The sequence below is a fragment of the Coriobacteriia bacterium genome (genome assembly GCA_016649875.1).
In the GTDB taxonomy this organism is placed as follows: domain Bacteria; phylum Actinomycetota; class Coriobacteriia; order WRKU01; family JAENWW01; genus JAENWW01.
This window is the reverse complement of sequence record JAENWW010000001.1, coordinates 29,054-55,516: the sequence shown is the minus strand read 5'-3', so window position 1 is coordinate 55,516 and position 26,463 is coordinate 29,054. Positions and strand designations below refer to the sequence as shown.

24 protein-coding genes are annotated in these 26,463 nt (G+C 53.5%); all 24 read left to right on the top strand.

Translation table 11 applies throughout. The features are described 5' to 3' along the window. The first annotated feature begins 58 nt into the window (after window positions 1-58). The 24 genes from JJE36_00265 (at window position 59) to ileS (ending at window position 26,426) form a co-directional block, all read left to right on the top strand. On the top strand, window positions 59-1,765 hold the full coding sequence (locus tag JJE36_00265; GenBank protein MBK5210752.1) for a penicillin-binding protein 2: 1,707 nt from the start codon (window positions 59-61) through the stop codon (window positions 1,763-1,765). Window positions 1,766-1,885: 120 nt separating this feature from the next. Continuing rightward, a complete protein-coding gene (locus tag JJE36_00260) occupies window positions 1,886-3,376 on the top strand; it encodes a UDP-N-acetylmuramoyl-L-alanyl-D-glutamate--2,6-diaminopimelate ligase (protein ID MBK5210751.1) in 1,491 nt (496 codons plus the stop codon). A gap of 3 nt (window positions 3,377-3,379) precedes the next feature. Next, window positions 3,380-4,804 carry a UDP-N-acetylmuramoyl-tripeptide--D-alanyl-D-alanine ligase gene (locus JJE36_00255; protein MBK5210750.1) on the top strand — a complete coding sequence of 475 codons (1,425 nt, stop codon included), beginning with the start codon at window positions 3,380-3,382 and terminating at the stop codon, window positions 4,802-4,804. Continuing rightward, complete coding sequence (locus tag JJE36_00250) at window positions 4,776-5,903, top strand: phospho-N-acetylmuramoyl-pentapeptide-transferase (GenBank protein ID MBK5210749.1); 1,128 nt, start codon at window positions 4,776-4,778, stop codon at window positions 5,901-5,903. The genes JJE36_00255 and JJE36_00250 overlap by 29 nt, the downstream gene beginning before the upstream one ends. Window position 5,904: 1 nt before the next feature. Beyond that, the gene (murD, locus tag JJE36_00245) at window positions 5,905-7,296 is read left to right on the top strand and encodes a UDP-N-acetylmuramoyl-L-alanine--D-glutamate ligase (GenBank protein ID MBK5210748.1); all 1,392 of its coding nucleotides are present in this window, start codon (window positions 5,905-5,907) and stop codon (window positions 7,294-7,296) included. Then, entirely contained in the window at window positions 7,293-8,795 is a 1,503-nt protein-coding gene (locus JJE36_00240) for an FtsW/RodA/SpoVE family cell cycle protein (GenBank protein ID MBK5210747.1), read from the top strand. Before murD ends, JJE36_00240 begins: the two co-directional genes overlap by 4 nt. Then, a complete protein-coding gene (gene murG / locus JJE36_00235; protein ID MBK5210746.1) occupies window positions 8,728-9,834 on the top strand; it encodes an undecaprenyldiphospho-muramoylpentapeptide beta-N-acetylglucosaminyltransferase in 1,107 nt (368 codons plus the stop codon). Before JJE36_00240 ends, murG begins: the two co-directional genes overlap by 68 nt. A gap of 89 nt (window positions 9,835-9,923) precedes the next feature. After that, complete coding sequence (locus JJE36_00230) at window positions 9,924-11,249, top strand: UDP-N-acetylmuramate--L-alanine ligase (GenBank protein MBK5210745.1); 1,326 nt, start codon at window positions 9,924-9,926, stop codon at window positions 11,247-11,249. A 9-nt stretch (window positions 11,250-11,258) separates the two neighbouring features. Then, the gene (gene murB / locus JJE36_00225) at window positions 11,259-12,167 is read left to right on the top strand and encodes a UDP-N-acetylmuramate dehydrogenase (GenBank protein ID MBK5210744.1); all 909 of its coding nucleotides are present in this window, start codon (window positions 11,259-11,261) and stop codon (window positions 12,165-12,167) included. Further along, on the top strand, window positions 12,130-13,179 hold the full coding sequence (locus JJE36_00220) for an FtsQ-type POTRA domain-containing protein (protein ID MBK5210743.1): 1,050 nt from the start codon (window positions 12,130-12,132) through the stop codon (window positions 13,177-13,179). The genes murB and JJE36_00220 overlap by 38 nt, the downstream gene beginning before the upstream one ends. 249 nt (window positions 13,180-13,428) lie before the next feature. Beyond that, a complete protein-coding gene (gene ftsZ, locus JJE36_00215; protein MBK5210742.1) occupies window positions 13,429-14,514 on the top strand; it encodes a cell division protein FtsZ in 1,086 nt (361 codons plus the stop codon). Window positions 14,515-14,658: 144 nt separating this feature from the next. Then, window positions 14,659-15,549, top strand: coding sequence for a peptidoglycan editing factor PgeF (gene pgeF, locus JJE36_00210; protein ID MBK5210741.1), 891 nt, complete (start codon window positions 14,659-14,661; stop codon window positions 15,547-15,549). Continuing rightward, on the top strand, window positions 15,537-16,397 hold the full coding sequence (locus JJE36_00205) for a phosphate ABC transporter substrate-binding protein (protein ID MBK5210740.1): 861 nt from the start codon (window positions 15,537-15,539) through the stop codon (window positions 16,395-16,397). Before pgeF ends, JJE36_00205 begins: the two co-directional genes overlap by 13 nt. Then, window positions 16,397-17,395 (top strand): phosphate ABC transporter permease subunit PstC, encoded by a 999-nt coding sequence (gene pstC, locus JJE36_00200; protein ID MBK5210739.1) that lies wholly within the window; start codon window positions 16,397-16,399, stop codon window positions 17,393-17,395. Before JJE36_00205 ends, pstC begins: the two co-directional genes overlap by 1 nt. Next, window positions 17,395-18,222, top strand: coding sequence for a phosphate ABC transporter permease PstA (gene pstA, locus JJE36_00195; protein MBK5210738.1), 828 nt, complete (start codon window positions 17,395-17,397; stop codon window positions 18,220-18,222). The genes pstC and pstA overlap by 1 nt, the downstream gene beginning before the upstream one ends. Beyond that, the gene (gene pstB, locus JJE36_00190; GenBank protein MBK5210737.1) at window positions 18,222-19,064 is read left to right on the top strand and encodes a phosphate ABC transporter ATP-binding protein; all 843 of its coding nucleotides are present in this window, start codon (window positions 18,222-18,224) and stop codon (window positions 19,062-19,064) included. The genes pstA and pstB overlap by 1 nt, the downstream gene beginning before the upstream one ends. Window positions 19,065-19,130: 66 nt before the next feature. Next, window positions 19,131-19,814, top strand: a complete 684-nt coding sequence (phoU, locus tag JJE36_00185; protein ID MBK5210736.1) for a phosphate signaling complex protein PhoU — start codon at window positions 19,131-19,133, stop codon at window positions 19,812-19,814. A gap of 8 nt (window positions 19,815-19,822) precedes the next feature. After that, window positions 19,823-20,515, top strand: a complete 693-nt coding sequence (locus JJE36_00180) for a YggS family pyridoxal phosphate-dependent enzyme (protein MBK5210735.1) — start codon at window positions 19,823-19,825, stop codon at window positions 20,513-20,515. Between the two features lie 41 nt (window positions 20,516-20,556). After that, window positions 20,557-21,126, top strand: a complete 570-nt coding sequence (locus JJE36_00175) for a cell division protein SepF (protein ID MBK5210734.1) — start codon at window positions 20,557-20,559, stop codon at window positions 21,124-21,126. Between the two features lie 8 nt (window positions 21,127-21,134). Further along, on the top strand, window positions 21,135-22,010 hold the full coding sequence (gene proC, locus JJE36_00170) for a pyrroline-5-carboxylate reductase (GenBank protein MBK5210733.1): 876 nt from the start codon (window positions 21,135-21,137) through the stop codon (window positions 22,008-22,010). Window positions 22,011-22,013: 3 nt separating this feature from the next. Beyond that, complete coding sequence (locus JJE36_00165) at window positions 22,014-22,265, top strand: YggT family protein (GenBank protein ID MBK5210732.1); 252 nt, start codon at window positions 22,014-22,016, stop codon at window positions 22,263-22,265. 46 nt (window positions 22,266-22,311) lie between these two features. After that, window positions 22,312-23,175 carry a DivIVA domain-containing protein gene (locus JJE36_00160; protein ID MBK5210731.1) on the top strand — a complete coding sequence of 288 codons (864 nt, stop codon included), beginning with the start codon at window positions 22,312-22,314 and terminating at the stop codon, window positions 23,173-23,175. A 4-nt stretch (window positions 23,176-23,179) separates the two neighbouring features. Continuing rightward, complete coding sequence (locus tag JJE36_00155) at window positions 23,180-23,455, top strand: DUF167 domain-containing protein (GenBank protein ID MBK5210730.1); 276 nt, start codon at window positions 23,180-23,182, stop codon at window positions 23,453-23,455. 166 nt (window positions 23,456-23,621) lie between these two features. Next, on the top strand, window positions 23,622-26,426 hold the full coding sequence (gene ileS, locus JJE36_00150) for an isoleucine--tRNA ligase (protein MBK5210729.1): 2,805 nt from the start codon (window positions 23,622-23,624) through the stop codon (window positions 26,424-26,426). Window positions 26,427-26,463: the final 37 nt, after the last annotated feature.

Below are 26,463 nucleotides of genomic sequence, written 5' to 3'. Positions count from 1 at the left end.
AAAGAAAATGTTGAATTCTCGGAGGGTGTTGTTCCTGTTTTTCTCCCTCTTTGCCATTATGTTGGGCGTTGCTTTCATTCGCATCCTTATATTTCAAACCGTTGAGAGCAGCGCGCTTAAATCAGCAGCTCAAGCCCAACGTTTGCGCCAAACCGAAACACCGGCGGCGCGCGGAACCATATACGACCGTGAAGGCGAAGTACTCGCGACATCGGTTCAGACGTACAACATCGTTGCCGATCCGACGCTCATCCCTCGCCCTCATCAAAGTGCCGTCCTCATCGCTTCGGTGATAGGCGGCGACGTGAGCCAAATTGAAAAATCACTGACGAAGCAGGGCAGAAAAAGATACAGTATCGTTGCAAAGAAAGTCGATGCTTCAGCGGTCGATGTATTGAAAAAGAAGATCGATGCAATTGCGTTGCCGGATAGCTCAGTCTCGAATTACAAGAAAGAGCTGCGGTACAAAGAAGGTCTGCAGTCTCTTTCTTATGAGAAGGTGTACAAACGAATCTATCCGTGCAATGAAACGGCGAGTCAAGTCGTCGGTTTCGCCAATGTTGAAAACGTCGGCTCTGCGGGGATCGAGTTACAGTACGACGATATATTGAAGGGTACACCGGGGGTATCTTTCAGCGAAAAAGACAGCAAGGGAAATCCGATTCCCTCCGGAATACAAAAAACCATCGACTCCCAACGTGGGAAAGATATTTTCTTAACCATCGATAAAGACATTCAGTTCTATTCTGAGAACGAACTCAAAAAAGCAGTCAAGGACTATAAGGGTATTGCCGGTTCGGTGATAGTTATGAACCCCAAAACCGGTGAGATTTATGCCGCCGCCTCCGTGCCGACGTTCGATGCCAATAAATATAACAAAGCGAAACAGACATCGATTCGAAATCGTGCTTTGACCGATACGTATGAACCGGGCTCCACCTTGAAGTGTCTTACACTGGCCGGAGCACTTGAACGGGGGGTGGTGAGTGCTAAAACCACCTTCAGCGTTCCCGATTCGCTCAAAGTCGGGACACGCACGATTCGCGATTCGCACACCCATGGCACCCAAACGATGACGACTTCACAGATCATCGAACAATCGAGCAACGTCGGCACGACGAAGATTGCAAAAAAACTCGGCAAAACAAGTCTCTACAACACTTTGAAATCGTTCGGGCTCACGGCACGTCCCGGTCTCGATTTCCCGGGATCCGGGCATGGTTGGCTACCGGAAACTAAAAACTGGAGCGATGTTTCTTTGTCGAACTTATCTTTCGGTCAAGGTGTTTCGCTGACACCGATTCAACTCGCTCGTGCAGTCGGAGGCATCGCCAACGGGGGGCTCATGAGTACGCCTCATCTCTTGAAAGATATCCCAAGCGATCAATCGAGTGTTGAGAAATATTCGACCGTTCGTGTCATTTCGCAGTCCACGGCGGAAGAAGAAACTAAGATACTCGAGAAAGTCATGACACAGGGTACCGGCAAAGGTGCCGAAGTAAAAGGCTACGCCGTTGCAGGCAAAACAGGTACTGCGCAAAAAGCGATTCCCGGAAAAGGGTACGTTGCGGGAAAGTATATCGGCTCATTTATCGGCTATTTACCTGCCGAGGATCCCCAACTCTTAGTTCTCGTCGTCATCGATGAGCCGAGCGCCGGTTACTACGGCTCAACTGTGGCAGGGGGAGCATTTGCAAAGATTGCGTCATTTTCCGCCTCTCATTTGGGAATTGCTCCGTCAAAAGGAGTGAAAGTAATTCCCTAGTTGCGAAGTTGTGACGATGTCTTGATGTATGAAGCGGCGGCCGTGCTAATTATTGAGAGTTGTATAAACTAGTAGTGATGATACGAATGAAAACGAGTGAGACGAAGGATACGTGATGGCATGAGATTTTCGGAGTTACAGACGGAACTTGATTACAGACAGCTTGTAAACGATGACGCCGTTCTGTCTTCACCGGATATATCTGCAATCGAATATGATTCTCGTGAAGTCGAACGAGGTGCACTCTTCGTCTGCATCGACGGCTTTTCGCTCGATGGGCACGACTTCGCCCAACAGGCTGTTGAAAAAGGTGCGGTCGCCCTCTGCGTTTCGCGCATAGTGGAAACGAATCCTCGCGTTCCCCAAATCGTCGTCGATAATACTCGAATCGCATTGGCACGACTCGGAAACGTTTTTTATCACAATCCGAGCGCGAAGCTTGATGTGGTCGGCATCACCGGGACGAATGGCAAAACGACGACGACATACATTTTGGATGCTATATTGCGTGCGGCGGGGCAAAAGACCGCCGTATTCGGGACGATGGAAACGCGAATCGGCGGCGTTTCGACCAGCGCGAGCCGTACGACGCAGGAGTCGGTCCGACTTCAAAAGCTTTTCTCGGTTTGTCTGGAACATGATATCGAGAGCGTTGCAATGGAAGTGTCGAGTCATGCCATCGATTTACGCCGTGTCGAAGAAGTCACCTTCTCCGTCGTTGCGCTCACGAACTTGACGCAGGACCACCTCGATTATCACGTGACCATGGATAATTATCTGGCGGCGAAGCGACGTTTGTTCACTGATTTCAAGACGAATGCGCGTGTAATCGACATCGATACGCCGGTCGGTGAAAAATTGGCGAATGAACTGGGCGGGAAGTACGATATCATCACCGTCGGGCGGCAAGACGGCGCGACACTGCGAGCGATCGATGAGAAACCTCAGGCACAGGGAACCCGGTTCACCTTATCCATGTCGGGTCGGTATTTCCAGATTTCGCTTCCGCTTTCAGGAGCATACAACGTCGACAATGCGCTCGTCGCCGCCGGTTGTGCGTTCGCGCTCGGTGTTTCCGAAGAGGTCATCGCAAGCGCGCTCAATGCCGCGCCTCAGGTCTCCGGTCGCCTCGAGCGCATTGTCTGCGGCCAACCTTTCGAGGTCGTCGTCGACTATGCGCACACTTCCGACTCGCTCGAAAAGGCGCTTTGCGCCATGCGCGAGGTTACGAAAGGGAGATTGATCGTCGTATTCGGCTGCGGGGGGGATCGTGATGCGAGCAAACGGCCGCTCATGGGCAAAGCCGCCGGACAATATTCAGATTTGGCAATTGCCACAAGCGACAATCCTCGGACCGAAGATGCCGTTGCCATTTTATTGCAAGTCATCGATGGCCTCAAAGAGGCGAATGCAAACTACATCGTCGAAGTCGACCGGCGTCATGCCATCGAGCGTGCGTGCATTTTGGCCAAAGCGCACGATTGCGTATTGATAGCGGGCAAAGGACACGAAAATTATCAAATTTTCGCTCACCATACGACGCACTTCGACGATCGGGAAGTCGCGCGCGAATCGTTGACAAAAATCGGCTATTACCTTGATGAGGAGTAACTGATGTATAGGTATAACGCGCGAGAAATAGCGGATGCGATAGGCGGAATGTTTCTGGCCGGGGATGAATCGATTATGGCCGATGATATCACCATAGATTCACGCGAAGTGAAGGCGGGGAGTGTTTTCGCGGCGTTCCTTGGTGAAAACAGCGACGGTCATGCCTATTTGGAAAGTGCCGCCTCATCAGGGGCGACGGTATTGCTCGTGAGTGACAAGGATGCGTTTGAGTCAAGGAAAGCTGCTCTCGATGACTCGGCGGTTGCAGTCATCTTCGTCGATGACATGCGAAAAGCGATTCAAGATCTCGCGCGTCACCAGCGGTCGAGGTTGCATGACAACGAGGTGGTGGTAATCGCGGTCACGGGATCGACCGGCAAGACGAGCACGAAGGAATTCATCGCCGCCGTCCTGTCTCCTACGTTTAAGGTCATATCGACATCCGGGAATCAAAACAACGAGCTCGGAATGCCTCTCACGCTTTTGAGAGCGGACGAAACCACTCAGGTCGTAATCGTAGAAATGGGCATGCGGGGAAGCGGACAAATCACCGAACTGGCATCGATTGCCCGGCCCCGCTACGGAATCGTCACTTCGGTGGGGACTTCACATTTGGAGCTTCTCGGTACTCGGATGAATATCGCGCACGCCAAAGCGGAACTGTTTGCGCAATTGCCGTCCGACGGTGTCGCCCTCTATGACTTTTCGGATGAGTTCGGCTCCCTGCTGTCTGTCGCCGCCGATTGTCGTCATCTCACCGTCGGTTTCTGTGATCATGCCGACGTGGCGATCAAGGATGCCACCCTTGATGCATTGGGACTTCCGAGCGCGCGCTACAGAAGCGGGGAGGTGGCAATTGACGTTTCACTCACGGTTCCCGGTCTTCACCATCTCCTCAACGCCGGGTATGCGGCCGCCATCGCGCTTGAACTCGGTGTCGCCGAAGAAGAAATCAGAAGCAGACTTGGGCGCGCGCAGCTGAGCGGCATGAGATTTTCCGCGGTTCGAAACGATAATTTGCAGATTACGTTCATCAATGACGCCTATAATGCGAACCCGACTTCCATGAGAGGATCGCTTCGGACCTTTGCCGCGCTCGGGGCGACCGGCAGAAAAATCGCTGTGCTCGGTGACATGCTCGAACTGGGAGATTATTCTTCGAAGGCCCATGAGGAGATCGGGGAGTTGGTCGCCGAGCTGTCTTTGGATGCGGTGTTTGTTTACGGAGATTTCTCCTCTGCGATCGCCGCCGGTTCCCGAAACCATGAATTCATCCGAGTATTCGAGTACGGACTTGATAAAATGGATAAGTTGTGTTCAGACCTTGGCGAGTACGTGAGGCCCGGAGACACCGTATTATTGAAAGCTTCGCGCGGATTGGCGCTTGAACGAATTATCAATGTGTTGGGAGACTTCCGTGTTGGCTAAGCTTGCGCAATATCCTACGTTCCAAGTATTTTTAACCATTGCCTTGTCGATGATGGCGGTTGCGCTCGCGATACCGTTGTTGGTTCGTGTCCTGCGTCGTTTGCATATCGGCCAACAGGTGCGCGTCGACGGTCCCAAACGCCATATCATTGAAAAGCAAGGGACGCCGACCATGGGTGGCGTCGCAGTGGTCGGAATAGCGGTGGCGATATTTGCCGTTATGGTCTTTTTGTCATGGCCGCCTGCAAGCGCGAAAGCAGAGAAAATCGTTCGTTACGGAATGAATATTCGCGCGACATGTGTCGTGGTGTTCGCATTGTTGGCATGTGGCATATTGGGATTCATCGATGACTATTCCAAAGTCGCCCATAAGCGTTCTTTGGGTTTGACGCCGCCGGCGAAACTCATCGGCCAGACAGCCATCGCGGTCACGACGACGCTGCTCGCGGTGAACTGGGCAGGTATTACGGCAGATATTCAGATACCGGCGACCAAAATACATATTCCGCTCACTGCGTTTTCGAGCGTGATCTCACTCGGAAGTTTTTCGCTTACCGTTCCGTGGCTCTATCTTCTGTTCGCGTGCGTCATGATCGTGGGGATGAGCAATGCGGTCAATCTGGCCGATGGGCTCGACGGCCTTGCCGCGGGAACTGTCATGATCGTCACGCTCGTGTTTGCGGCAATCGCCTATTCTCAGAACAATCTTCCGGTTTCGTTGATTTCGGCCTCCATCACCGGTGCCTGTATCGGGTTTTTGTGGTGGAACAGTCACCCCGCTGACATCTTCATGGGGGACACGGGATCGCTTGCGCTCGGTGGAGGAATCGCCGCTTTGGCGATGGTTACGAAAACCGAACTGTTGGTTCTGATTCTCGGAGGCATTTTCGTCGTCGAAGCACTCTCGGTCGCCATTCAAGTCATTGTTTTCAAGCGGACGGGGAAACGCGTATTCAAAATGGCGCCGATTCACCATCACTTCGAACAGCTCGGCTGGTCGGAAACCAAAGTCACCATCAGATTCTGGATAGTCTCGGGCATTTTCGCCGGTCTCGGTTTTGCAATTTATTTCTTCCAGACGACCCGATTGGGTGGATAACGTGCGGCGTGATATTACTTACGGAATGCCTTTGGGGCGTGTGCTGGTCGCCGGCTTGGGAAAGTCGGGCGTGGCGGCAGTATCGTATTTCCTCAAACATCCCGACATATTCGATTCTTTAACGGTGGTCGATTCTTCTTCGAATCCCCGCCTCCTGTCCGAAATCGAAAAAATCGCAGGCTTTGATAAAGTGAATACTCTTTTCGGTATTGATGAGCTAGACGTCGATCAAACGTTCGACACCTGCGTCATGAGTCCCGGTTTCAGTCCGCTGAGTCCGATGTATCGTTCCATCGAGGAACATACGGATAAAATAATCTCAGAAATCGAGTTCGCCTATGGGCAAAGCGAAGGGGACTGGGTCGCCATTACGGGGACGAACGGGAAGACGACGACGACTGCGCTGACCACCCATATGCTGAAAGGTGCAGGTATCGATGCGATAAGTGTCGGAAATATCGGTACGCCGGCAATCGAAGCGGTGGAAACGGCGCGGAAAGATTCGGTGTTCGTCGCCGAAGTGTCCTCTTTTCAACTTCATGCCATAGATACGTTCAAGCCGCGTGTTTGTGCGTTGCTCAACATAACGCCGGATCATATCAATTGGCACGGTACCCTGGAAAACTATGCGGATGACAAAGCGCGCGTTTTCAAGAATTGCGGGCAAGGCGATGTGGTTCTTCTCAACTCTGATGATACGGAAACGAGAAAAGTCGTCTCACCGGCCGAGCGAACCGGTGCCGACGTAATCGGTATTTCACGGGCCGATGAGGAAATCTTCACGTGGGCGAAGCCCGACGAGCTCAACATCAAAGGTCCGCACAATATTTCAAATGCGCTTTTCGCGGCGCATATCGCCCGGGCGTTCGGCGTCGACGATGCAAAGATCGCCTCGGCGCTGAAGAGTTTTCTTCCTGTCGAGCACAGACTGGAACTTGTGGTGACGAGGGGCGGAGTGCAGTGGTATAACGATTCCAAGGCAACGAATCCCGATGCGGTGTTCAAAGCATTGTCCGCGTTTGAAAGCCAGCCGCTGATTCTTCTCGTCGGTGGACGCAACAAGGGAAACCGATTCCTCGAATTGGCACGTTACGCTTTTGCAAAGCCCAACATAAAAGAAGTCATTTGTTTCGGTGAGGCGAAAAACACCTTGTTCGATGATTTTTCCTCCGTCGAGCGTGAACTTGTCGGTTTCGACGAATCGAACGTGCGCACCTCTGTACGCGCTACCATGACGGATGCGGTCGAGCGCGCTCAAGAGAGGGCATTGCCCGGAGACTGCGTGCTTTTGTCACCTGCGAATGCATCCTTTGATGAGTTCAGCTCTTTCGAACATCGGGGGCGCGAGTTCGTCAGGCTCGTCGGGAATGAAAGCGCGAAACGTCTCTCATGACGGCTTCGACCACACATATCGATGATGTCCGCAAAAAAGCAGCCAAGGCAAAAAAGGGCGACGAAAAAGGCGGGCGACGCAAACAGCTCGGCGCACATAGTCGGGTCGGAGGCTCGTTTGCCTTTTATGCGGTGCTCGCCGGTGTTTTGATTTTGGCGGGAGTCGGGCTGTTGATGGTCGTCTCCGCATCGAGCGGAGAAACGGTTATCAACCAGGTCTCGAAATCGGCCGCAACACTCGCAAAGCAAGGAAAACTCGCCGGGCTCGCTTCGATAAAGACGAATATCATGGGAGTGGGGGTCAAGCAGCTCGTCTCCCTACTGTTGGGCTGTGCTCTTGCCTGGGCGATTTCGAGAATGAATTACCGGAAATACAGCAATTCGCAGGCGGCTATCGCGATGGGTGCAATCGTGTTGCTTTTGCTCATCGTCGTGCCCATCTTCGGAGTGGAAGTCAATAACGCGAAGCGTTGGATTGTCGTGTTCGGACAATCGTTGCAGCCTTCGGAGTTTGCCAAGCCGGTACTTTTGATCCTGATAACGGCAGCGATGTATAAGGTTCATCAACGAGGGCACGACCACATCAGGGATCGCGATATTTGGATCATTCCAGGTATCATCGCTTTTGCTTCGCTTGTGCTTATCCTGAAACAGCCTGAGACCGGCAATGTGATAATCATCATGGTGGGCCTTCTGGCCGCGTACTTGATTTTGGAACTTCCGCTCAAGCCGCTCGGGGTGATTTTAATCGGCGTCGCCGTGGTCGCAGCTATTGCAATCGCGCAAACTCCCTATCGCCTCAAACGTATTTTGGTGTTTCTCAATCTGGCGGACCAAGGGAACGGCGCGAAATGGCAGGTCACGCAAGCTAAACTCGCTTTCGGCTCCGGCGGACTTACGGGTCTGGGACCGGGGCTGTCGCGTCAGAAGTATTTCTATCTTCCCGAAGCGCAAAACGACTTCATCCTCGCGATAATCGGCGAGGAACTCGGAATTCCGGGCTCGATTGCCGTCCTCGGGGGATTTGCACTTGTTTTATGGGGCGGCTTCAAAATCGCCTATGAGGCGACCGACTCTTTCGGTCGAGCTTTGGCCGGTGGAGCCCTCACGATGTTGATGACCCAAGCGATTTTGAATATTTTCTCAGTCATCGGTTTGGGGCCTGTCACCGGAAAACCTCTTCCCTTCGTGACGCTCGGCGGATCGGCGATGATTACCTCTTTTGCGCTACTGGGAATTATTTTGTCGGTTGCACGATTCGGCAAGCAGCCCGAGCCCAAGTGCGTCGGAGCCGGGAGGAATGACACTACCCGGAGTGCCACGGTGAAGAGCAAAAACAAACTTGACGCAAAGCGTGAACGCGGAGTGAAAAATAAACCTACCGGTAAAACGAAAACCGGAACACGACGCACGAAACACACGGAGGAAGAAGATGAAGATAGTCTTGAGTGGCGGTGGGACGGCGGGTCACATTTACCCGGCTCTCGCACTCGCCGATAGGCTCGTCGAGCTCGGTCACGATATAGTGTTCGTCGGCACCGATAAGGGCCTCGAGTCAAAGCTCGTCGCCCGTGCGGGCATCGACTTCGTCGCGCTGCCGGCGGCAGGTTTCAATCGTTCGAAACCGTTGTCGTTTCTCACGTCGGGTGCAATGGTTGCCTCATCGAGTTTTAAAGCGAAAAAGCTCCTGAAGAATTTCGGCGCACAGGCGGTGATCGGTTTCGGCGGGTATGTGTCGATTCCGGTGGGAGTCGCTGCGAGTAGAACGCATACGCCGCTTATCATCCATGAGCAAAATTCCGTTGCGGGCATGGCGAACAATTTTCTGGCCAAGTATGCTTCTTTGGTCTGCGTGACGTATCCCGACACGGTCTCCGCCATGGAAAAAGTCGCGAAAGGCGAAGTCATCGTCACGGGGAATCCCGTACGTAAAGAAATACTCACGGCGAACCGCGCTCAAGCGCGCGCCGAACTCGGGCTTAAAGAAGACGAAGTATTCATTTTTGTTTTCGGAGGGAGCCGAGGTGCTCGTCACATCAATGCGGCGTTTTCCTCATGTATCGGGGAGCTTCTCAATCACGGAGGCGTCAAAGTGTTGCATATGACGGGCGCCGGTGAATATGATGCCGTTTGCGAGAGCTTGGGCGATCTGGTCGATGATACTCGTTTGACGGTTCGTTCGTACGTGGAGAATATGGGTGAAGTATTGGCAGCGACAGATCTCGCACTCTGTCGCGCCGGTGCAACTTCCATCGCCGAGCTGACGGCTTTGGGTGTGCCTTCGGTCCTGGTGCCGTATCCTTACGCGACCGGTGATCATCAAACTAAGAATGCGCGCGCCTTAGTCGATCACGGCGCGGCGAGGTTGATTACAGACTCCGAACTCGACTCAGGTGTGTTGCGTGATACTCTTTTCGAGTTGGTCGACGACACTGCGCTCAGACGGAAGATGGGGCAGGCCTCCTCAAGGCTCGGAGGGCGAAATGCGACTGAGCTCTTGGTCGATGGTATATACTCGGTTATTGATGATGAGAAGTAAGTGTATTGGAGTCCGTAGTGGAATGTAGTTCTTTGCCCTATACTCCCGAGACCGTTAAGGCCCATTTTGTCGGGGTCGGCGGTGCCGGTATGAGCGCTTTGGCTCGTATACTGCTTGCGCGCGGCGCAAGTGTGAGCGGAAGCGATTTGAAAGATTCTAAATATGTTCGAAATTTGCGTGAACTCGGAGCGACGATTTTCGTCGGACACAGCGCCGAGAATATCGCCGATCCCGATGTCGTCGTGGTTTCGACTGCCATACCCGAGTTGAATCCCGAAGTCGTCGTAGCGCGCGCGCGTGGTATCCAGGTGTGGCCACGAGCTCAAATGCTCGCGTATCTTTCGGGGACGAGAAAGACTATCGCTGTTGCGGGCACCCATGGTAAAACCTCCACGAGCGCCATGGTCGCCACCATGTTTCGCGCCATGGGCGAATCGCCGAGTTTTTGTGTGGGCGGTGTCGTCGACGGAGTCGATGCAAACGCCGAAAACGGGAAAGGTGATCTCTATGTCGTCGAGGCCGATGAGAGCGACGGCTCGTTTGTTTTTCTCGATCCTTTCGTCTCGGTGGTAATGAATATGGAGCCCGATCACCTCGACCACTATGCCTCTTTCGAGGATATCAAGGATATATTCAAGACGTTCATGAGCAGTACGCATGAGGATGGGGCAATCGTCATTTGCGGCGACGATGATGACCTCGTTGAAATTGCCGGAAAAATCGAAGGCAAGAAGATTGTGACTTTCGGCAAGCGTGAATCGTGTGATTATTATTACAAAATCGTCGCTCGTGCAGGCGTCGGAAGCGAGTTCGAACTTTACCATGAGGGGCGGTGTCTTGCCACGTCGAGCGTCGTCGTGCCAGGTGAGCACATGGTTTCCAACGCAACAGCCGCATTGACGGTGGCTGCGGTGCTCGGGTTCGATATTCGAGCAGCCGCGAAGGGGCTGCGCTCCTTCAGCGGGGTGCGGCGTCGGTTCGACCTCGTCGGTGAAGTGAACGATATTACCGTGGTCGATGACTACGGACATCATCCGACTGAAATAGCGGCAACGTTATCCGCTGCCGCAGGCTTGGGCTTTAATCGTGTGGTCGTGGCCTTCCAACCGCATCGCTACACCCGTGTGCAGACGTTGGTCGATGATTTTGGGAAAGCGTTCACGGAAGCCGACAAGACGGTGATTCTCGACGTATACAGCGCCGGAGAAGAACCTATTCCCGGAGTGAGTGGGCGTTCGATAGTCGAATCGATTCTCGAGCGGTATCCTCGGGCTCAAGTCGCTTTCATCCCGCATCGTGATGAAATAGCCCCCTATCTCAAGGCAATCGCTCTCCCGGGAGACATCGTCTTGACCATGGGCGCCGGCGATGTGACGACCATCGGACCCGAACTCGTCGACGTTCTTAGAGGCTAGGCGGAATACATGGCTGATGAAGTTTTCAAATACAGAGACGCCATAAAGGCGGTGGTGGGGGATCGCGTATCTTTCGGCGAGCCTTTGCATAAGCATACGACGATAAAAATCGGCGGCCCCGCCGATGCTTTTATTACGATTGAAACCGTGGATGAGCTGAAACGGCTCATAGATTTGTTTTCGCAAGAAGGTATTCGTTTCGCCATCATAGGCGTCGGGTCGAACTATGTTTGCTCCGATAAGGGCTATGAAGGTGCGGTGATATGCTTCGGCTCGGGTTTTTCTCATGTCCATATTGAGACGGACGGTGCAATCGCAGGCGCAGCGACACCGTTTCGTCGGTTGGTCGAGGATACGCTTGATGCCGGACTCGTCGGACTGGAAATTTTCGGAGGGATTCCCGGCACGGTCGGAGGAGCTGTCGCGATGAATGCCGGAACGCGAACTGTTTGGGTGGATGATTTCGTCGAGTCCGTAGAAGTTTGTGCTTTCGACGGGGATATCTCGACTTTGAGCTATGATGACATAGATTGGGGATACCGTTATTCGAGTCTGCGGGATGAGTACCTGATTCTTTCAGTGACATTCAAAGGGCTGTGTGCCGGCGATACCGATGCGTCGCGCATCGGTATGAGAGAGGCATTCGCACACCGCAAAAGTACCCAACCGCTCACCGAGCCGAATGCGGGAAGTATCTTCAGAAATCCGCAGGGGCATTCGGCGGGGAGACTCATCGATGCGTGTGGACTGAAAGGTTTATACATCGGCGGTGCAAAAATTTCCGAGGTACATGCAAACTTCATCGTCAACACCGGCGGAGCAACTTCTCTGGATGTGAAACAACTGATAGAGATCGTTCAAGAAAAGGTTTTCAATACATATGGCGTCAGACTCAAGACAGAAATCAGATTCCTCTAAAAATCGGTCGAATTCACGGCAGAAGAGTGCCGAGCATCGAGTCGATCGCGCGCCACTGGATTTTGCCGAGAGAACTTCGCTGAGAAAAACGAAATCGCCGGCCGGGCCGAGTCGTATTTCCGATGCGGACGGGCAGAGGAAAACGAAGAGGCAGCCTTCTCGCTCGCCACGCCTCGAAGGGCATCTCACCAAAAAGCAGAGACTTTCATCACTTAAGCGCGACGAAAGGCTCCAACGCAAGACAGAGCGCCTCATTCGGAGATTCGTGTTCGGAGTGCTGTTTATTGTACTGCTTGTTCTCCTTGTATGGGGTGCAGCCGTTTTGGTACGCGGTCCGGTGTTCTATGCGACGGATATCGTTGTAAAAAACAATTCGGCAGTCGAAAGTTCGACCATCAAGAAAATAGCGGCAATCGCGCAGAGAAGTTCCGTGCTCACACTCGATAAAAAATCCATTGAACGAAAGATCACGGACGACCCCTGGATTGTATCGGCAGAAATTCGCAAGAAACTTCCCCATACCGTTTTGATAACGGTAGTCGAGCGTAAACCGGCAGCAGTGGTCGTATTTCCATCCGCGCAACGATGGCTCATCGATGATGAGGGTGTGTGGCTCGGGAAAGTGAGCGGAGAGGGGAAAGGCACAACTTCGGGCCTGGACACACGCTATGATACGCAATTCGATGCTGCGAATCTCGGCATTATAAAAGACATGCCTGTGACAACTGCGAAAGAGGGGAAGAAGACGTCATCTCCTGAAATCGCAAATGCGATGCGAATCGTTGCGGGTTTGAGCGATGAGTTGTTTTCTCAGGTCGAACGAATAAGCTGTCCGAGCGTCACCAAAACGGAAATCTTCACGAAAATAGGGATTGAAATCGCCATCGGAGATGCGAGCAATATAGCTTTGAAAGACAGAATCGCGCGTTCCATTCTCAAGGCCCAGGCGGGCAATGTTGTGCTCATTAATGTGAGATCCGTGGATGCGCCGACATGGCGCGGACTAAAATAATAAATAAATTACTCTATGGATACGCTCTCTCAGCTGGTATTTTTCTCAAAGTCTCAACCTTGCATTGAGATAAAATCAATCATTTGCTTTGCTATTTATTTGCGTTGTGGGATTATTAAGTGTTATTACTGAACCTTAAAGTTAAACTTTAACTTGAGGGTTATCGGTTACACACAGATAGAAACTGAGACACACATGAGTGCTGAAAACACATCACGGACAGTAGTGCGAAACAGGAAGGCTGGAATGATGCTTGAAACCGGAGCAAACTATCTTGCGGTAATTAAGGTCGTGGGCGTTGGCGGCGGCGGAACGAATGCCATCAATCGCATGATCGAAGCCGGTGTGAAAGGTGTTGAGTTCATCGCGGTGAACACCGATGCCCAAGCACTTTTGATGTCTGATGCCGATTACAAAGTGCACATCGGTGTAAACCTCACCAAGGGACTCGGAGCAGGTGCGAATCCCGATATCGGCCATGAGGCCGCCGAAGAAAACGGTGATGAAATCAGAGAGGCCCTTCAAGGTGCCGATATGGTTTTCATCACCGCAGGTGAAGGTGGCGGAACCGGCACGGGCGCCGCTCCCGTCATCTCACAAATCGCCAAGGATGAAATAGGCGCGCTCACTGTCGGTGTCGTCACGCGTCCGTTCGCATTCGAGGGACGCAAGCGCGCACTCCAGGCCGAAGAGGGAATCAAACGTCTTTCCGAGAGTGTCGATACGCTCATAATCATTCCCAATGATCGTCTTTTGCAAGTCGCTGAAAAGAAAACTTCGATACTCGATGCATTCCGCTTTGCCGACGATGTACTGCGCCAGGGTACTCAAGGCATCACCGACTTGATTACCGTTCCCGGTCTCATAAACCTCGACTTCGCAGACGTTCGCACCATCATGCAAGATGCCGGATCCGCACTTATGGGAATCGGAATCGCTGAAGGTGACGGCCGTGCAACGGAGGCAGCTCAGGCGGCAATTTCGAGTCCGCTGCTCGAGTCTTCCATCCAAGGAGCGAGCGGAGTGCTGCTTTCCATCGCAGGCGGAAGCGATTTAGGACTTCTCGAAGCGAACGAGGCGGCGGAAATCGTCGCGAATGCCGCGTCTCCCGAGGCGAACATCATTTTTGGAGCGGTTATCGACGATTCACTCGGCGAAGCGATTCGTGTGACGGTCATCGCGACCGGTTTCGCCGGGGTCACGAAGAAGAAGGAACAGCAGAAGCTCGGATTCAGCAGCGGAGAGACGGAGAGTTTTGAAAAGCCTCCCGTCTTCAATTTCGGTTCCGATGAGGAAATTGATATTCCCGATTTCTTAAAGAAGCGCTCATTTTAGGTAGGACGCTGAAAGCGCTTTCGGAATAGTGAAGAAATAGTGCGGAAAATATGTAAAAATTCTTGCACAAATGTTAAGAAAAGAATATATTTAGTTTAGGCCCAATGGTGACGACGGAGCGACCTCGTCACCATTGGGCCTTTTTTGATGTTTCAAGATACGATTAAGGGCGCAGACATGCAAATCATCAAGCCGTCTCTCACTCGGATTACACGTGGGGGAATCTCCTTTCATACCGATGTCGACTTATACGATGAGTGCGGAATTCGTATCGCTTTCACGGAACGAACCGGCGGAGTGAGCAAGCCCCCGTATGAATCCCTCAATCTCGGCTTGCATGTCGGGGATAATCCCGACCATGTCCAAGAAAACCGAGAGGCAGTATTGCGCGCACTCGAGGTCGGTGATGTCGCCTGTTCGCGTTTGGTTTCCGCCCGGCAAGTGCATGGGACACACACCGCCGTCATCGAGAGAGACACTCAAGTTTCCCTCGAACCTCTGCCCGATACGGATGCTTTGATCACCGATCGAACCGACACACCGCTTCTTCTCTGTTTTGCGGACTGCGTTCCCGTCATCATGGTCAGCCCTCGACGTCCGCGCGCCGTATCGGTGGTCCATTCCGGCTGGAGAGGGACGCTCGAAGAGATATCCGCGGTTGCCGCGCGAAAAATGCAGACCTCATTCGGGATTGAGCCAAGCGAACTGTTGGTGTATATCGGGCCTTACATCGGGCCGAAGAACTTTAAAGTATCTTTAGACATCGCATCGCAATTTGCAGCCAAATTTGATACATTGTCAAAGGTCTCGTTCGCAGATTCAGCACGTGTTTTTGCACCGAATGATTCGAGCGACGGTACCGTGAGTTTCGACTTGGCAGATGCGATTCGCGAATCGCTTATGAAATTAGGAGTTTTACCTTGCAACATCGTCTCACTCGACGTGTGCAGCGTAGAAACAACGAAACACTTCTATTCTTATCGAGCAGAAAACGGCGTGACGGGTCGTCATGGTGCGTTGGCATGCATGCGATAGGGCGCGCCGTCTTGTCTCGCGCCGTTATTGCGAGCACGATAAGCGTTGTGCTCGGCTCGGTTTTGCTTCTCGGCGGGTGTTCGAACACGAGCGGGACGGCCAACAGCATCGTTGTTTCGGGGTCCACCACCGTCTTGCCCATCGCAGAGCAGGCGGCCGAACAGTTCATGACGGCGCACGAGGGCAAGTCCGTTCTCGTCTCGGGCATGGGTTCTTCGTCCGGTATCGAGGCGGTGAGCATGGGCACGGCTCAAATCGGTACTTCCTCGAGAGAACTTGCAGATGATGAACTCAAAATCGGTTTAACAGACATCCCCATCGCGCACGACGGCATTGCCGCCATCGTCAGCCCATCAAATCCCGTCAAAAATCTTTCGAGCGAGCAGCTCCGGGATATCTTCGCCGGCAACATAACCAACTGGAAAGAACTCGGCGGGCCCGACCTTGAAATCGAAAGAATCAACCGCGATGAAGCCTCAGGCACGCGTGAGGCTTTTTCAAAAATCATCATGGGCACCGCATCTTTCAATACGAACTCCGTCGTTTTGCCCGGTACCGGGCAAGTTCGAGAGGTCGTCGGACGCACGAAAGGTGCAATCGGCTACATATCCGTCGGTTTCGTGACCGATGATGTCAAAGCGCTCTCCGTCGACGGCGTTGCCCCCACGGTCGAAAACGTGACGAGCAAAAAATACCCCATTGCACGTGAATTGCACTTTTTCGTCAAAGGAACGCCCACCGGTTTAACTAAAGAATACATAGACTATGTGCTCTCCGATGCCGTCCAAAACGGGCCGGTCGTCGAGGCCGGCTTCATTCCGGCGGCTGCCAAGACGGGGGGAGAGTGATGACTGTGACGGATAAAAGCGATAAAGCGTGCGAAACGCAGACCGAATCGGCAGATGCGCACGTGGCAGATGCGCACAGGCAAAATGAGACTCTTTCCGCGGGGGCATCCGCCGGACATTTGCAACTGGTATCACGCGCAACCCAGGCGAAAGAAGCCGCACTCGCGTCGCTCTTTTTCGTATGCGCGTTCATCGCCGTCGTGGCAGTCGGTGCCATATTCGTGTTCGTCGCCGTCAAGGCTTGGCCGATTGTGACCGAAGTCGGTTTGAAAAACTTTTTGACGGGCATGAAGTGGTCTGTTGCAAACGAGCAGTACGGCATCGTGCCCTTCGTCGTCGGGTCGTTCGTGGTGACCATCGGAGCTCTCGTAATCGGTGCTCCACTTGCCGTCTTGACGGCGGTGTTCCTCGCAGAAATCGCAACGAAGCGTGTGCGCGGTATCGTGCGCCCCGCCGTCGAATTGCTTGCGGGCATTCCTTCGGTCGTGTACGGCTTCTTCGGCGTCGTCATCGTCACACCGATTGTTGCAAAAATTTTCGGAGGCGTCGGTTTCGGACCCCTTACCGCTTGGATCATCTTGGCCATCATGATCGTTCCGACCATAGCCACACTTTCCGAGGATGCTTTGAACTCGATCCCCATGGGAATACGCGAGGCATCGTTTGCGATGGGGGCCACGCAATGGCAGACCATCTATAAAGTCGTATTGCCGGCGGCGAAAATCGGTATCATCGACGCGGTTATTTTGGGAATGGGCCGTGCAATCGGAGAGACCATGGCAGTCCTCATGGTCGTGGGAAACGCTCCTCAAATGTTTAAAGGCATCGCCAAACCGATCGCTACGTTGACAAGCCAAATCGTTTTGGACATGGGATATGCGAGCGGCGTTCACCGCACGGCGTTATTCGGAATGGCCGCAATCCTTTTCCTCATATCCATGGGGCTGGTGGGCCTCGTACGCCTACTCTCGCGTTCCGGAGGAGGTGAGCGTTCATAATGAATAAGAACACCTCCAATAAAATCGCGCTCGGAGTTTTGTGGACTGCAGCGATAATCACCGTGGCGATGTTTGCGATAATCATTTTATATATCATCATTCGCGGCATCGGGGTCATTTCGCCCGCATTCATCTTCACCTGGCCCAAGGGCGTGAACTCGGAGGGCGGCATCTGGCCGACGATCGTCTCGACACTTTACGTGACCGCGCTCTCCATGATCATCACGACTCCGATTGCAGTTCTTGCCGCGGTTTATTTGGCCGAGTACGCCAAACAAGGGCGCATCGTTCGACTCATTCGCTATGCGGCGGACTCGCTTTCTTCGGTGCCGTCGATCGTCATGGGCTTGTTCGGGTTCGCGTTCTTCGTCGAGACACTCGGAATTCCGCTTTCGATGCTTTCGGCCTCAATGGCGCTCAGCTTGCTCATGATGCCGATTGTCATGAGAACGACCGAAGAGGCGATCAGGGCGGTTCCGCGCTACATTCGCTGGGGTTCTTACGGACTCGGCGCAACGAAGTGGCAGACCGTGTCGAAAGTCGTTTTGCCTTGGGCGATGCCGCGTATCATCACCGGACTCGTTTTGGCGATGGGGCGTGCCGTCGGAGAAACCGCGGTCGTGTTTTATACGATGGGTCAGGCAATCAACTTGCCGGTCACGCCGCTTGACTCCGGGCGCTCGATGCCGGTGCATCTCTATCTACTCGCCGTCGAGGGTATCAATATGAAGGCCGCATACGGTACGGCGTTCTTGTTGATGATTCTCATCCTCGCGTTCAATATGATCGCCCGCTGGATTTCAAAGAAATATCGGAAGGTTGACTGATGGAAGAAACCAATGTGACCCGCAAACCGCGCCGGACGGTTTACAACGAGCCGCTCGTGGACAATCCGGGCGATTCGGCGTTTTTTGTGCGCAATCTTGATTTTTGGTATGGCGATTTCAATGCGTTGACTGACATCTCGGTGGACGTGAAGTCGCACGCCATCACCGCTTTCATCGGTCCTTCGGGCTGCGGAAAGACGACGTTTTTGCGCTGCATGAATCGGATGAACGATCTGATCGCGGGAACGCGTGTCGAAGGAACGATGCTCTTCGATTCGGCGAACATATACGGTCCCGGGGTCGATCCCGTCGATCTTCGCCGTCGCGTGGGTATGATTTTTCAGCAGCCGAACCCGTTTCCCCAGTCGGTTTATGACAACGTCGCCTACGGTCCCCGTCTTCAAGGAATTCACAACAAGTCCGAGCTCGATCATATCGTGGAGAGCGCACTCAAGCGTGCCAACCTCTGGAAAGAGGTGTCGGGCAATCTCGGGAAAAGCGGTTTGGCGATTTCCGGTGGTCAACAGCAACGACTCTGCATCGCCCGTGTTCTCGCGGTGCAGCCCGATGTGCTGTTGATGGACGAGCCGTGCTCGGCAATCGATCCGACATCGGTTCAAAAAATTGAAGACCTGATGGTTGAGATAAAGGAACAAGTCACCATCGTCATCGTCACGCACAACATGCAGCAGGCGGCTCGTGTCAGTGATCACACCTCGTTTTTCCTCCAAGAGGTCGCCGGTGAGCCGGCTGTTTTGGTCGAATCGGGCAAAACTAACGGAATTTTTACATCTCCGATGGATAAAAGGACGGAAGATTACATTACAGGCCGTTTCGGCTAGGTATACTTGGAGAAGATGATATCGCATGCGCGAGTTCGGTGAGGCGACTTAGTTTGGAGACATAATATGCGCGAGAATTTCAATCAGCAAATGACCGAAGTCGAAGATGAAGTAATCGACATCCTCCGCGAGGTCGGCAAAGTCGCCCGCAAGGCCACCACCGCGCTCGTCGAAGGCGATGCAGAGACGGCGCAAGAGGTCATCGTCGGCGATGAGGTCTTCAACGAGAGAACCGTCGGAGTTGAAGAGCGTGTTCTCGAAATCATAGCAACTCAGTTCCCCGTGGCTCGAGACTTGCGCTTCCTGCAATCGATGGCGTTCATCGCAATGCATGAGGAGCGCATGGCCGATTTGGCCGTCAACATCGCCAAGGCCGCCCGTCGCACCGCATATCGTCGGGGCCCCCAGACTTTGTGCGACCTCATCCAGGCACAGGGAAACTTAGTGTATCGTGTCGTGGATGCCACACGTGAGGCACTTGAAAAACGCGATCTCGATTTGACACTTAAACTCCCCGAGCTCGATGAGCCCATCGACCACCTTTATAAACAATTTTTCCGAGAACTTTCACGTCTATCGGATGAAGACGACATCGAATGGGCGTCTTCCATGGTGCTCGCCGCGCGCTATCTCGAGCGCATTGCAGACAACGCGGTCGATATCGGTGAGCGCATCGCGTACCTTATCACCGGCGAGCGCGATATGCTCGAAGACGTCACCAACGACACGAACGACGAACCTATTGGGTGAGGACTGTTTTGAACACACTGGCGATGAACTTCGAGAACGTTCGTTCTTCCCTTGCAAAAGCGCAACAGCGTAGTGGGCGGATGCAGGAAGCGGTCACTTTGATAGCGGTATCAAAAACCGTCTCTTTTGAGACGGTTTTGTCTGCAATGGAGACAGGGCAAACGGTTTTCGGTGAAAATCGCGTTCCCGAACTCGAGAACAAACTTGCACACTGCCCGGGAGCGAAATTTCATTTAATCGGTTCTTTGCAGACCAATAAGGTGAAGAAGGTGGTAGGAAGAGTCGAGCTCATTCACTCGGTCGACTCGATTCATCTGCTTGCGGCCATCGATAAACGCGCAGCCGAACTCGGTATCGTGCAGCCTGTCTTGTTGCAGATAAATATCGCCGAGGAGGACTCGAAACACGGGTTTACCGCGCGTGGTATGAAGGATGTGTGCGATGCGATTTCAGGGTATGAAAACGTCTTGGTAAACGGTCTGATGACGATGGCTCCACATGATGATGCAGAAACCGTACGATGGGTGTTCAGAGATTTGCGGATTCTTCGTGATTCTTTACGTGAATACGCAGACGCACAGGGGTATTGCACGATACAATTAGATGAGCTCTCCATGGGGATGTCGAACGACTATGAAGTCGCCATCGAAGAGGGCGCCACTCTCGTGCGAGTGGGGACGGCATTATTCAAAGATAATTAAGCATGAGTTGTCATGCTTTTCGAGTCGTAAGGAAAAGGGCTATGGGTATTTTTGATCGCTTGAAATCAACGCTCGGCTTCGGCGATGAGTTGGAAGAGGACGAAGAGGAACCCGTCGCAGAGCCTGCGCAACGAGACGACAGCTTCGATATCGAGGAACGTACGTATGCGTATGAGTCGCCGTACGGCTCAGGCGCGAGTTCGGGATCGGTACGTCGTCGTATCCGCACCCCCGATCTCGAGCGAGCACAAGCGGCGAGCGGTACGTCTCTGCGTTCGGTTCCCACCGGCAAAGGCGGAGCTTCGATAACACCGATGGCTCCTCAGATGCGCATTTACAATGCTCGACCGACCAACTTCGAAGAAGTATCGGATATCGCCGATAAATTCAAATCGGGGACACCCGTCGTCCTCGATTTGAGCCAGGTTCCCAATGATCAGCAACGTCGTTATATCGATTTCGTGTCCGGTCTGACATATGCTCTCGACGGGGCGATCAACAAAGTGACCGACGCGGTCTTCATGCTCACACCCCACAACGTCGAAATGTCGGATGCCGATCGGAAACGATACGGTTCGGGCAGTGCGTTCGGCGCCAAACGCAATTTCTAGGAGGTCCTATGTCCGAGTCCGATATCGAATTTCCCGGTCGCATAGTCGTCGTCGGTGCAGGCAAGATGGGGCAGGCGATTATTACCGGCATTCTTGCTTCGGGTCGAGTCAAGCCCGCTGAGGTGCTCGCTGTCGCTCCGACGAAGTCACATCGTGAGGCTTTGACAGAACTTTTCGGTATCGAGACGGTTTCGACGGCGGCAGAGCTTTCCGCATATGACATCGGCGCCGATGATTTCGTGATTATGGCGGTGAAACCGCAGATATTTTTCGACGTGCTTTCGGAAGTGAAAGCCGCCACAAAAAGCCCGTTGCTTATCTCGATCGCCGTCGGAATATCGACCGATTCGATAGAACGGGTTCTCGGACGTCGTTGGCCCGTCGTTCGCGTGATGCCCAACACACCGTCGATTGTCGGACGGGGAATGGCTCTGGTTTCAGCTGGCAAGAGTGCTTCCGCCGCTCAAGAAAAGCTTGCGTGCGAACTTTTCACCCTCTTCGGCAAGGCGGTCATCATAAAAGAAAATCTTCAGGATGCCGGTGCTGCACTTTCCGGTTCGGGTCCCGCTTATTTCGCCTTGGTAATCGATGCGCTCACGCGCGCAGGCATCACGCAGGGGCTTACGCGCGATCTTGCACAAGAACTCAGCGTGCAGACCATGGCCGGTACGGCGGCCATGATTGAACAAAACGATATTCACCCCGAGGTGCTCATCGACATGGTCACGAGTCCCGGCGGAACGACCATACAAGCTTTGAACGAACTCGAAGCGGCCGGACTGCGCTCGGCTTTCGTCGATGCCGTCGATGCGGCCGTTTACCGCGCATACGAGTTAAACGAAACCGACGAAGACGCCGACGATGAGAACGGGAGCGGTGAGTAGCCTATGGATTTGTTCAGAACCCTTCTTGCACAGGCGCTCAGTCTTTATGCCACCATCGTGTTCGTCAGCGTCATTTTGACATGGTTTCCGGCGAAGGGAATCGTTGCAGACATCAAGGCGAGCCTGGCGCTCATCACCGAGCCGTTCCTCTCCTTATTTCGTCGGTTTATCCCACCGATCGGGGGGATGGACTTTTCACCGGTAATAGCTATTATCGTTTTACAAGTCCTTCAAAGGATCGTTCTCACAATTTAGCTCATCAAGTCGTCGGCAGGAAAATGTTCGGAGTAAAGGGGAAAGTATGAAAATCACCGCACTCGCTATTCACGAAAAAGAATTCAATCATGGGTTGCGTGGTTATCGCGAGGATGACGTCGATGATTTTCTCGACGGTATCGCCGCGGAAGTCGATCGCCTGACGAAGGAGAATGAGGCGCTCACAGACCGTTTTCGTGAAGCTGAGACGAAAATCGCCGGACTCGACTCCGAGCGCAATGCCATAAACAGTGCTTTGTTGATTGCGCAACGTTCAGCCGACGAGCTCATGCTTAAAGCCGAGAGCGATCATACGAAAATCATCAAGGACGGCGAGAAGAGAGCCAGCGAGATCATTCATGAAGCTCTTTCACAAAAACGCGAACTTCTTTCTGAGTTGAAACGCCTGAAATCCGAAGAGGAGCGTTTCCGCAAAGGTTATATTCGCCTTCTCGAAGATTCCCGCGCTTCGGTCGAAGAAGTTCGACTTTCCGACTCGGTGATGGCGGTGCTTTCCCAAAAAGAACAGAGCTACGCTTCTGCCGTGGCGAAGGCGTCATCGCAACCCGAGCAAGACGATCCCGAAATCGAGTTCGAGGCTGACTTCGGTTTCGAGCAACCGGAATTGGTTGAGGTCGAAGCGGTCGAGGTCCAAGAGTTCGATGCAGCACCCCAGCCCGAACCTGCTCCCGTCATTCCTCAGCATAAACCCGTGCAACATTACGAAGCTCCCGCTCCTGTCATTCCCACCTCGTCGCCGAAACCTCGCACCGAGGGATTGATCATCGGTGAAGTCGGTGCGGATGTGCCTGTCGACACGCGGCTCGTCGACCCCCACGAATATACGATTCCCGGTGGGGATCGCTGGGGCGATCGCGAAGACGATCTCGATATCGAAGAAATCGATTAGGTACGTGGCGTTACTGAGAGTCATCGCAAAGCCCCGTTCCGGTAAAAATGCGCTTGCAGGTTTTACCGATACGGGGCTTTTGTCTGTGAAAATCACCGCCCCGCCGGCTGACGGACTCGCCAACGCGGCTCTAGTTAAAGTGCTGGCGAAAACGCTCGGCGTGCCGAAAAGTACGATACGTATCACGCGCGGTCAGAACGCGTCGATTAAGACGTTCGACTTTCAGACGCTCACCGATAGCGAGCTTGCCCAAAAGCTCGAGGGGTATCGCAAAGGATAGCGCCACGTTTGTTTTTATGCATAAAAGTTGTATTATTGAGCACTGGTTGCTATGAAGAGGACACGGCCATCTCCTCGGAAGGCTCATGCGCCGCGGAGTGATGGTATACGCTTCGTCCCAGGCAATGGGATGGAAGCGTTTTTTTATAAATATTGAAGGAGAAATAGTGGCGACGAATTATAAAAAATCGATGAACTTGCCGAAAACGGATTTTCCGATGCGTGCGAATCTTTCACAGCGCGAACCGGCGTGGATTCAGATGTGGGACGAGAAACGCATTCATGAAAAAGCGGTTGCGCGAAGGGCTGAGTGCCCATCGTTTATTTTGCACGACGGGCCCCCCTATGCAAACGGGCATATCCATATGGGAACCGCTTTCAACAAAATCATCAAAGATATAATTGTCAAATATAAAACGATGCGGGGATTTTATTCTCCGTATGTTCCCGGCTGGGACACGCACGGACAGCCCATCGAACATCAGGTGGAGAAGAATCTCGGCCCTGAGCGTATGGCGGAAATTTCGCGTGCGAAATTGCGCATGAAGTGTCGCGATTACGCGTTGAAGTTCGTCGATATCCAGCGCGGTGAATTCAAGCGTCTCGGCGTGCTCGGAGATTGGGACAACCCCTACCTCACGCTTAATCATGAGTATGAGGCGGGAAACGTCGAAGTTTTCAAGAAAATGTACCTCGACGGTTCGGTATATCGCGGTAGGAAAGCGGTGCACTGGTGCACGACCTGCAAAACCGCACTTGCCGAGGCCGAAATCGAGTATGCCGCCGACACTTCGACTTCCATTTATGTTGCCTATGAGCTCAACGGTCCGACGCCGTGGGATGCACAAGCAAACGGCGTCCCTGTGTCGATTCTGATTTGGACGACCACTGCATGGACATTGCCGGCAAACGGCTTCGTCACACTTAATCCCGAAGCCGCCTACGTCGCCGTGAAAGTCGAATCCCGGGTGCTCGTCGTGGCAGAAGAACTTCTTCCCAAGCTCGTCGAGGAACTCGGTTGGACCGACTATGAGGTGCTGAGCGAGACGAGAACCGGTACTGAACTTTCGGAGTTGACCTATAAACATCCCGTGCATGAAAGCCGTAGAGAAAACCGCATCATCACCGACCAGTACGTCGATATGTCGACGGGAACCGGCGCGGTGCACGGTGCCGGCGGACATGGTGCCGAGGACAACTTGCTTGCCGTAAAGTACGATTTGCCGATTTATATGCCCGTCGACGACGAAGGTTTCTTCGACGAAGGCGGCGGACCGTTCGAGGGTAACAAGGTACGACGCGATGACCACCTCATCATCGATTGGCTCGCCGAGCGCGGTACGCTTGTGGGCTCGAAGAAAATCACTCACAGCTATCCGCATTGTTGGCGGTGCAAAAACCCCGTCATCTTCCGCGCCACCGAACAGTGGTTCGTTTCCATGGACGGAACCGGCTTACGCAAGGCGGCGATTGATAATTTCGATTCGTTCACATGGATTCCCGCGTGGACGAGAAATCGCATGGGGGCGATGATATCCGACCGTCCCGACTGGTGCATTTCGCGTCAGCGTTCGTGGGGCGTTCCCATTCCCGTGCATCACTGCAAAGAGTGCGGAGAAATCGTGGCGACCGCCGAGACGTTCGACGCGATAATCGAACTTTTCAGCATCGAGGGCGCCGACGCGTGGTACACGAAAGATCCTACAGAATATTTGCCGGCAGGTACCGTCTGTAAGCACTGCGGATGCAGCGAACTCGTTCCTGAATCCGACATCGTCGATGTGTGGTGGGAGAGCGGTGTATCCCATATTTCGGTGCTCGAAAAACGCCCCGAGCTCCATCGCCCTGCAGAGCTGTATCTGGAGGGGAGCGACCAGCATCGCGGTTGGTTCCAGTCCTCGTACCTGACTTCGATGGGTTACGATGGAACTGCGCCCTTTAAAAACTTGCTGACCTGCGGCTTCGTGGTTGACGGTGATGGGCGAAAGATGTCCAAGTCGGTGGGTAACGTCATCTCACCGATCGATATCATGAACAAACTCGGAGCCGACATCATTCGTCTGTGGGTGGGGACGACCGACTACAGCCAAGATATGACCGTGTCGGATGAAATCTTGGCGCGCTCTTCGGATACGTATCGACGCTTGCGCAACACATTCCGCTTTCTGCTCTCCAACCTCGACGATTTCAACGCCGAGGATGTCGTTGCGCTCAATCGACTCGAGGAGCTCGATCGGGCGGAGCTCGTTCGTCTCGCCGATGTTCTCGAAGAGGTGACGCGTCATAACGACGAATGGCACTTTTATTCCGCACAACGTGCAATTGCGGATTATGCCGGTGAGCTGAGCTCGACCTATCTCGACGTGCTTAAGGATCGTCTGTATGCCGAGGCTCCGAATTCTCCCGCTCGCAGGAGCGCCCAAACGGCGATTTCGGTGCTTCTGTCCACGCTTGTCCGTGCGCTCGCCCCGGTTCTTGCCTTCACCTGCGATGAGACGTGGAGCTTCATTCCCGCATGGATGACGCAAGGCGTGGAGTCGATTCATCTGACCGATTGGCCCGTTGTGGACTTGACGGGCGTCGATGTCGCAGCCGTGCGCGCAAAGTTCGCTGTCCTGCGCACCGTGCGCGATGCGGTCACCAAGGCACTCGAGGACGCGAGAAATGAGAAATTGGTGAATAAGAGCCAGGAGGCGGCGATAGTCGTCACCTGTGCACCCGAGGTGGCGCACATCCTCGAGATGAGCGAGCCTTCGATGCTCGAAGAACTGTTCATCGTGTCACACGTCGAGGTGAAATCGGACCCGTCGACCGAGGAAATCGGTGTGAAAGTCATCGCGGCACAAGGCGAAAAATGCCCGCGCTGTTGGAACTACCGTCCGCTCGGTCAAGTCGAGGGTCATTCCGATGTGTGCACTCGTTGCGCGCACGTGCTTGATGAAATCGGTTTCTCCGACTCGGCAGGTGAGTAATCCATGGCGTTTTCTCGGAACGAAAAGCCCATTCGAA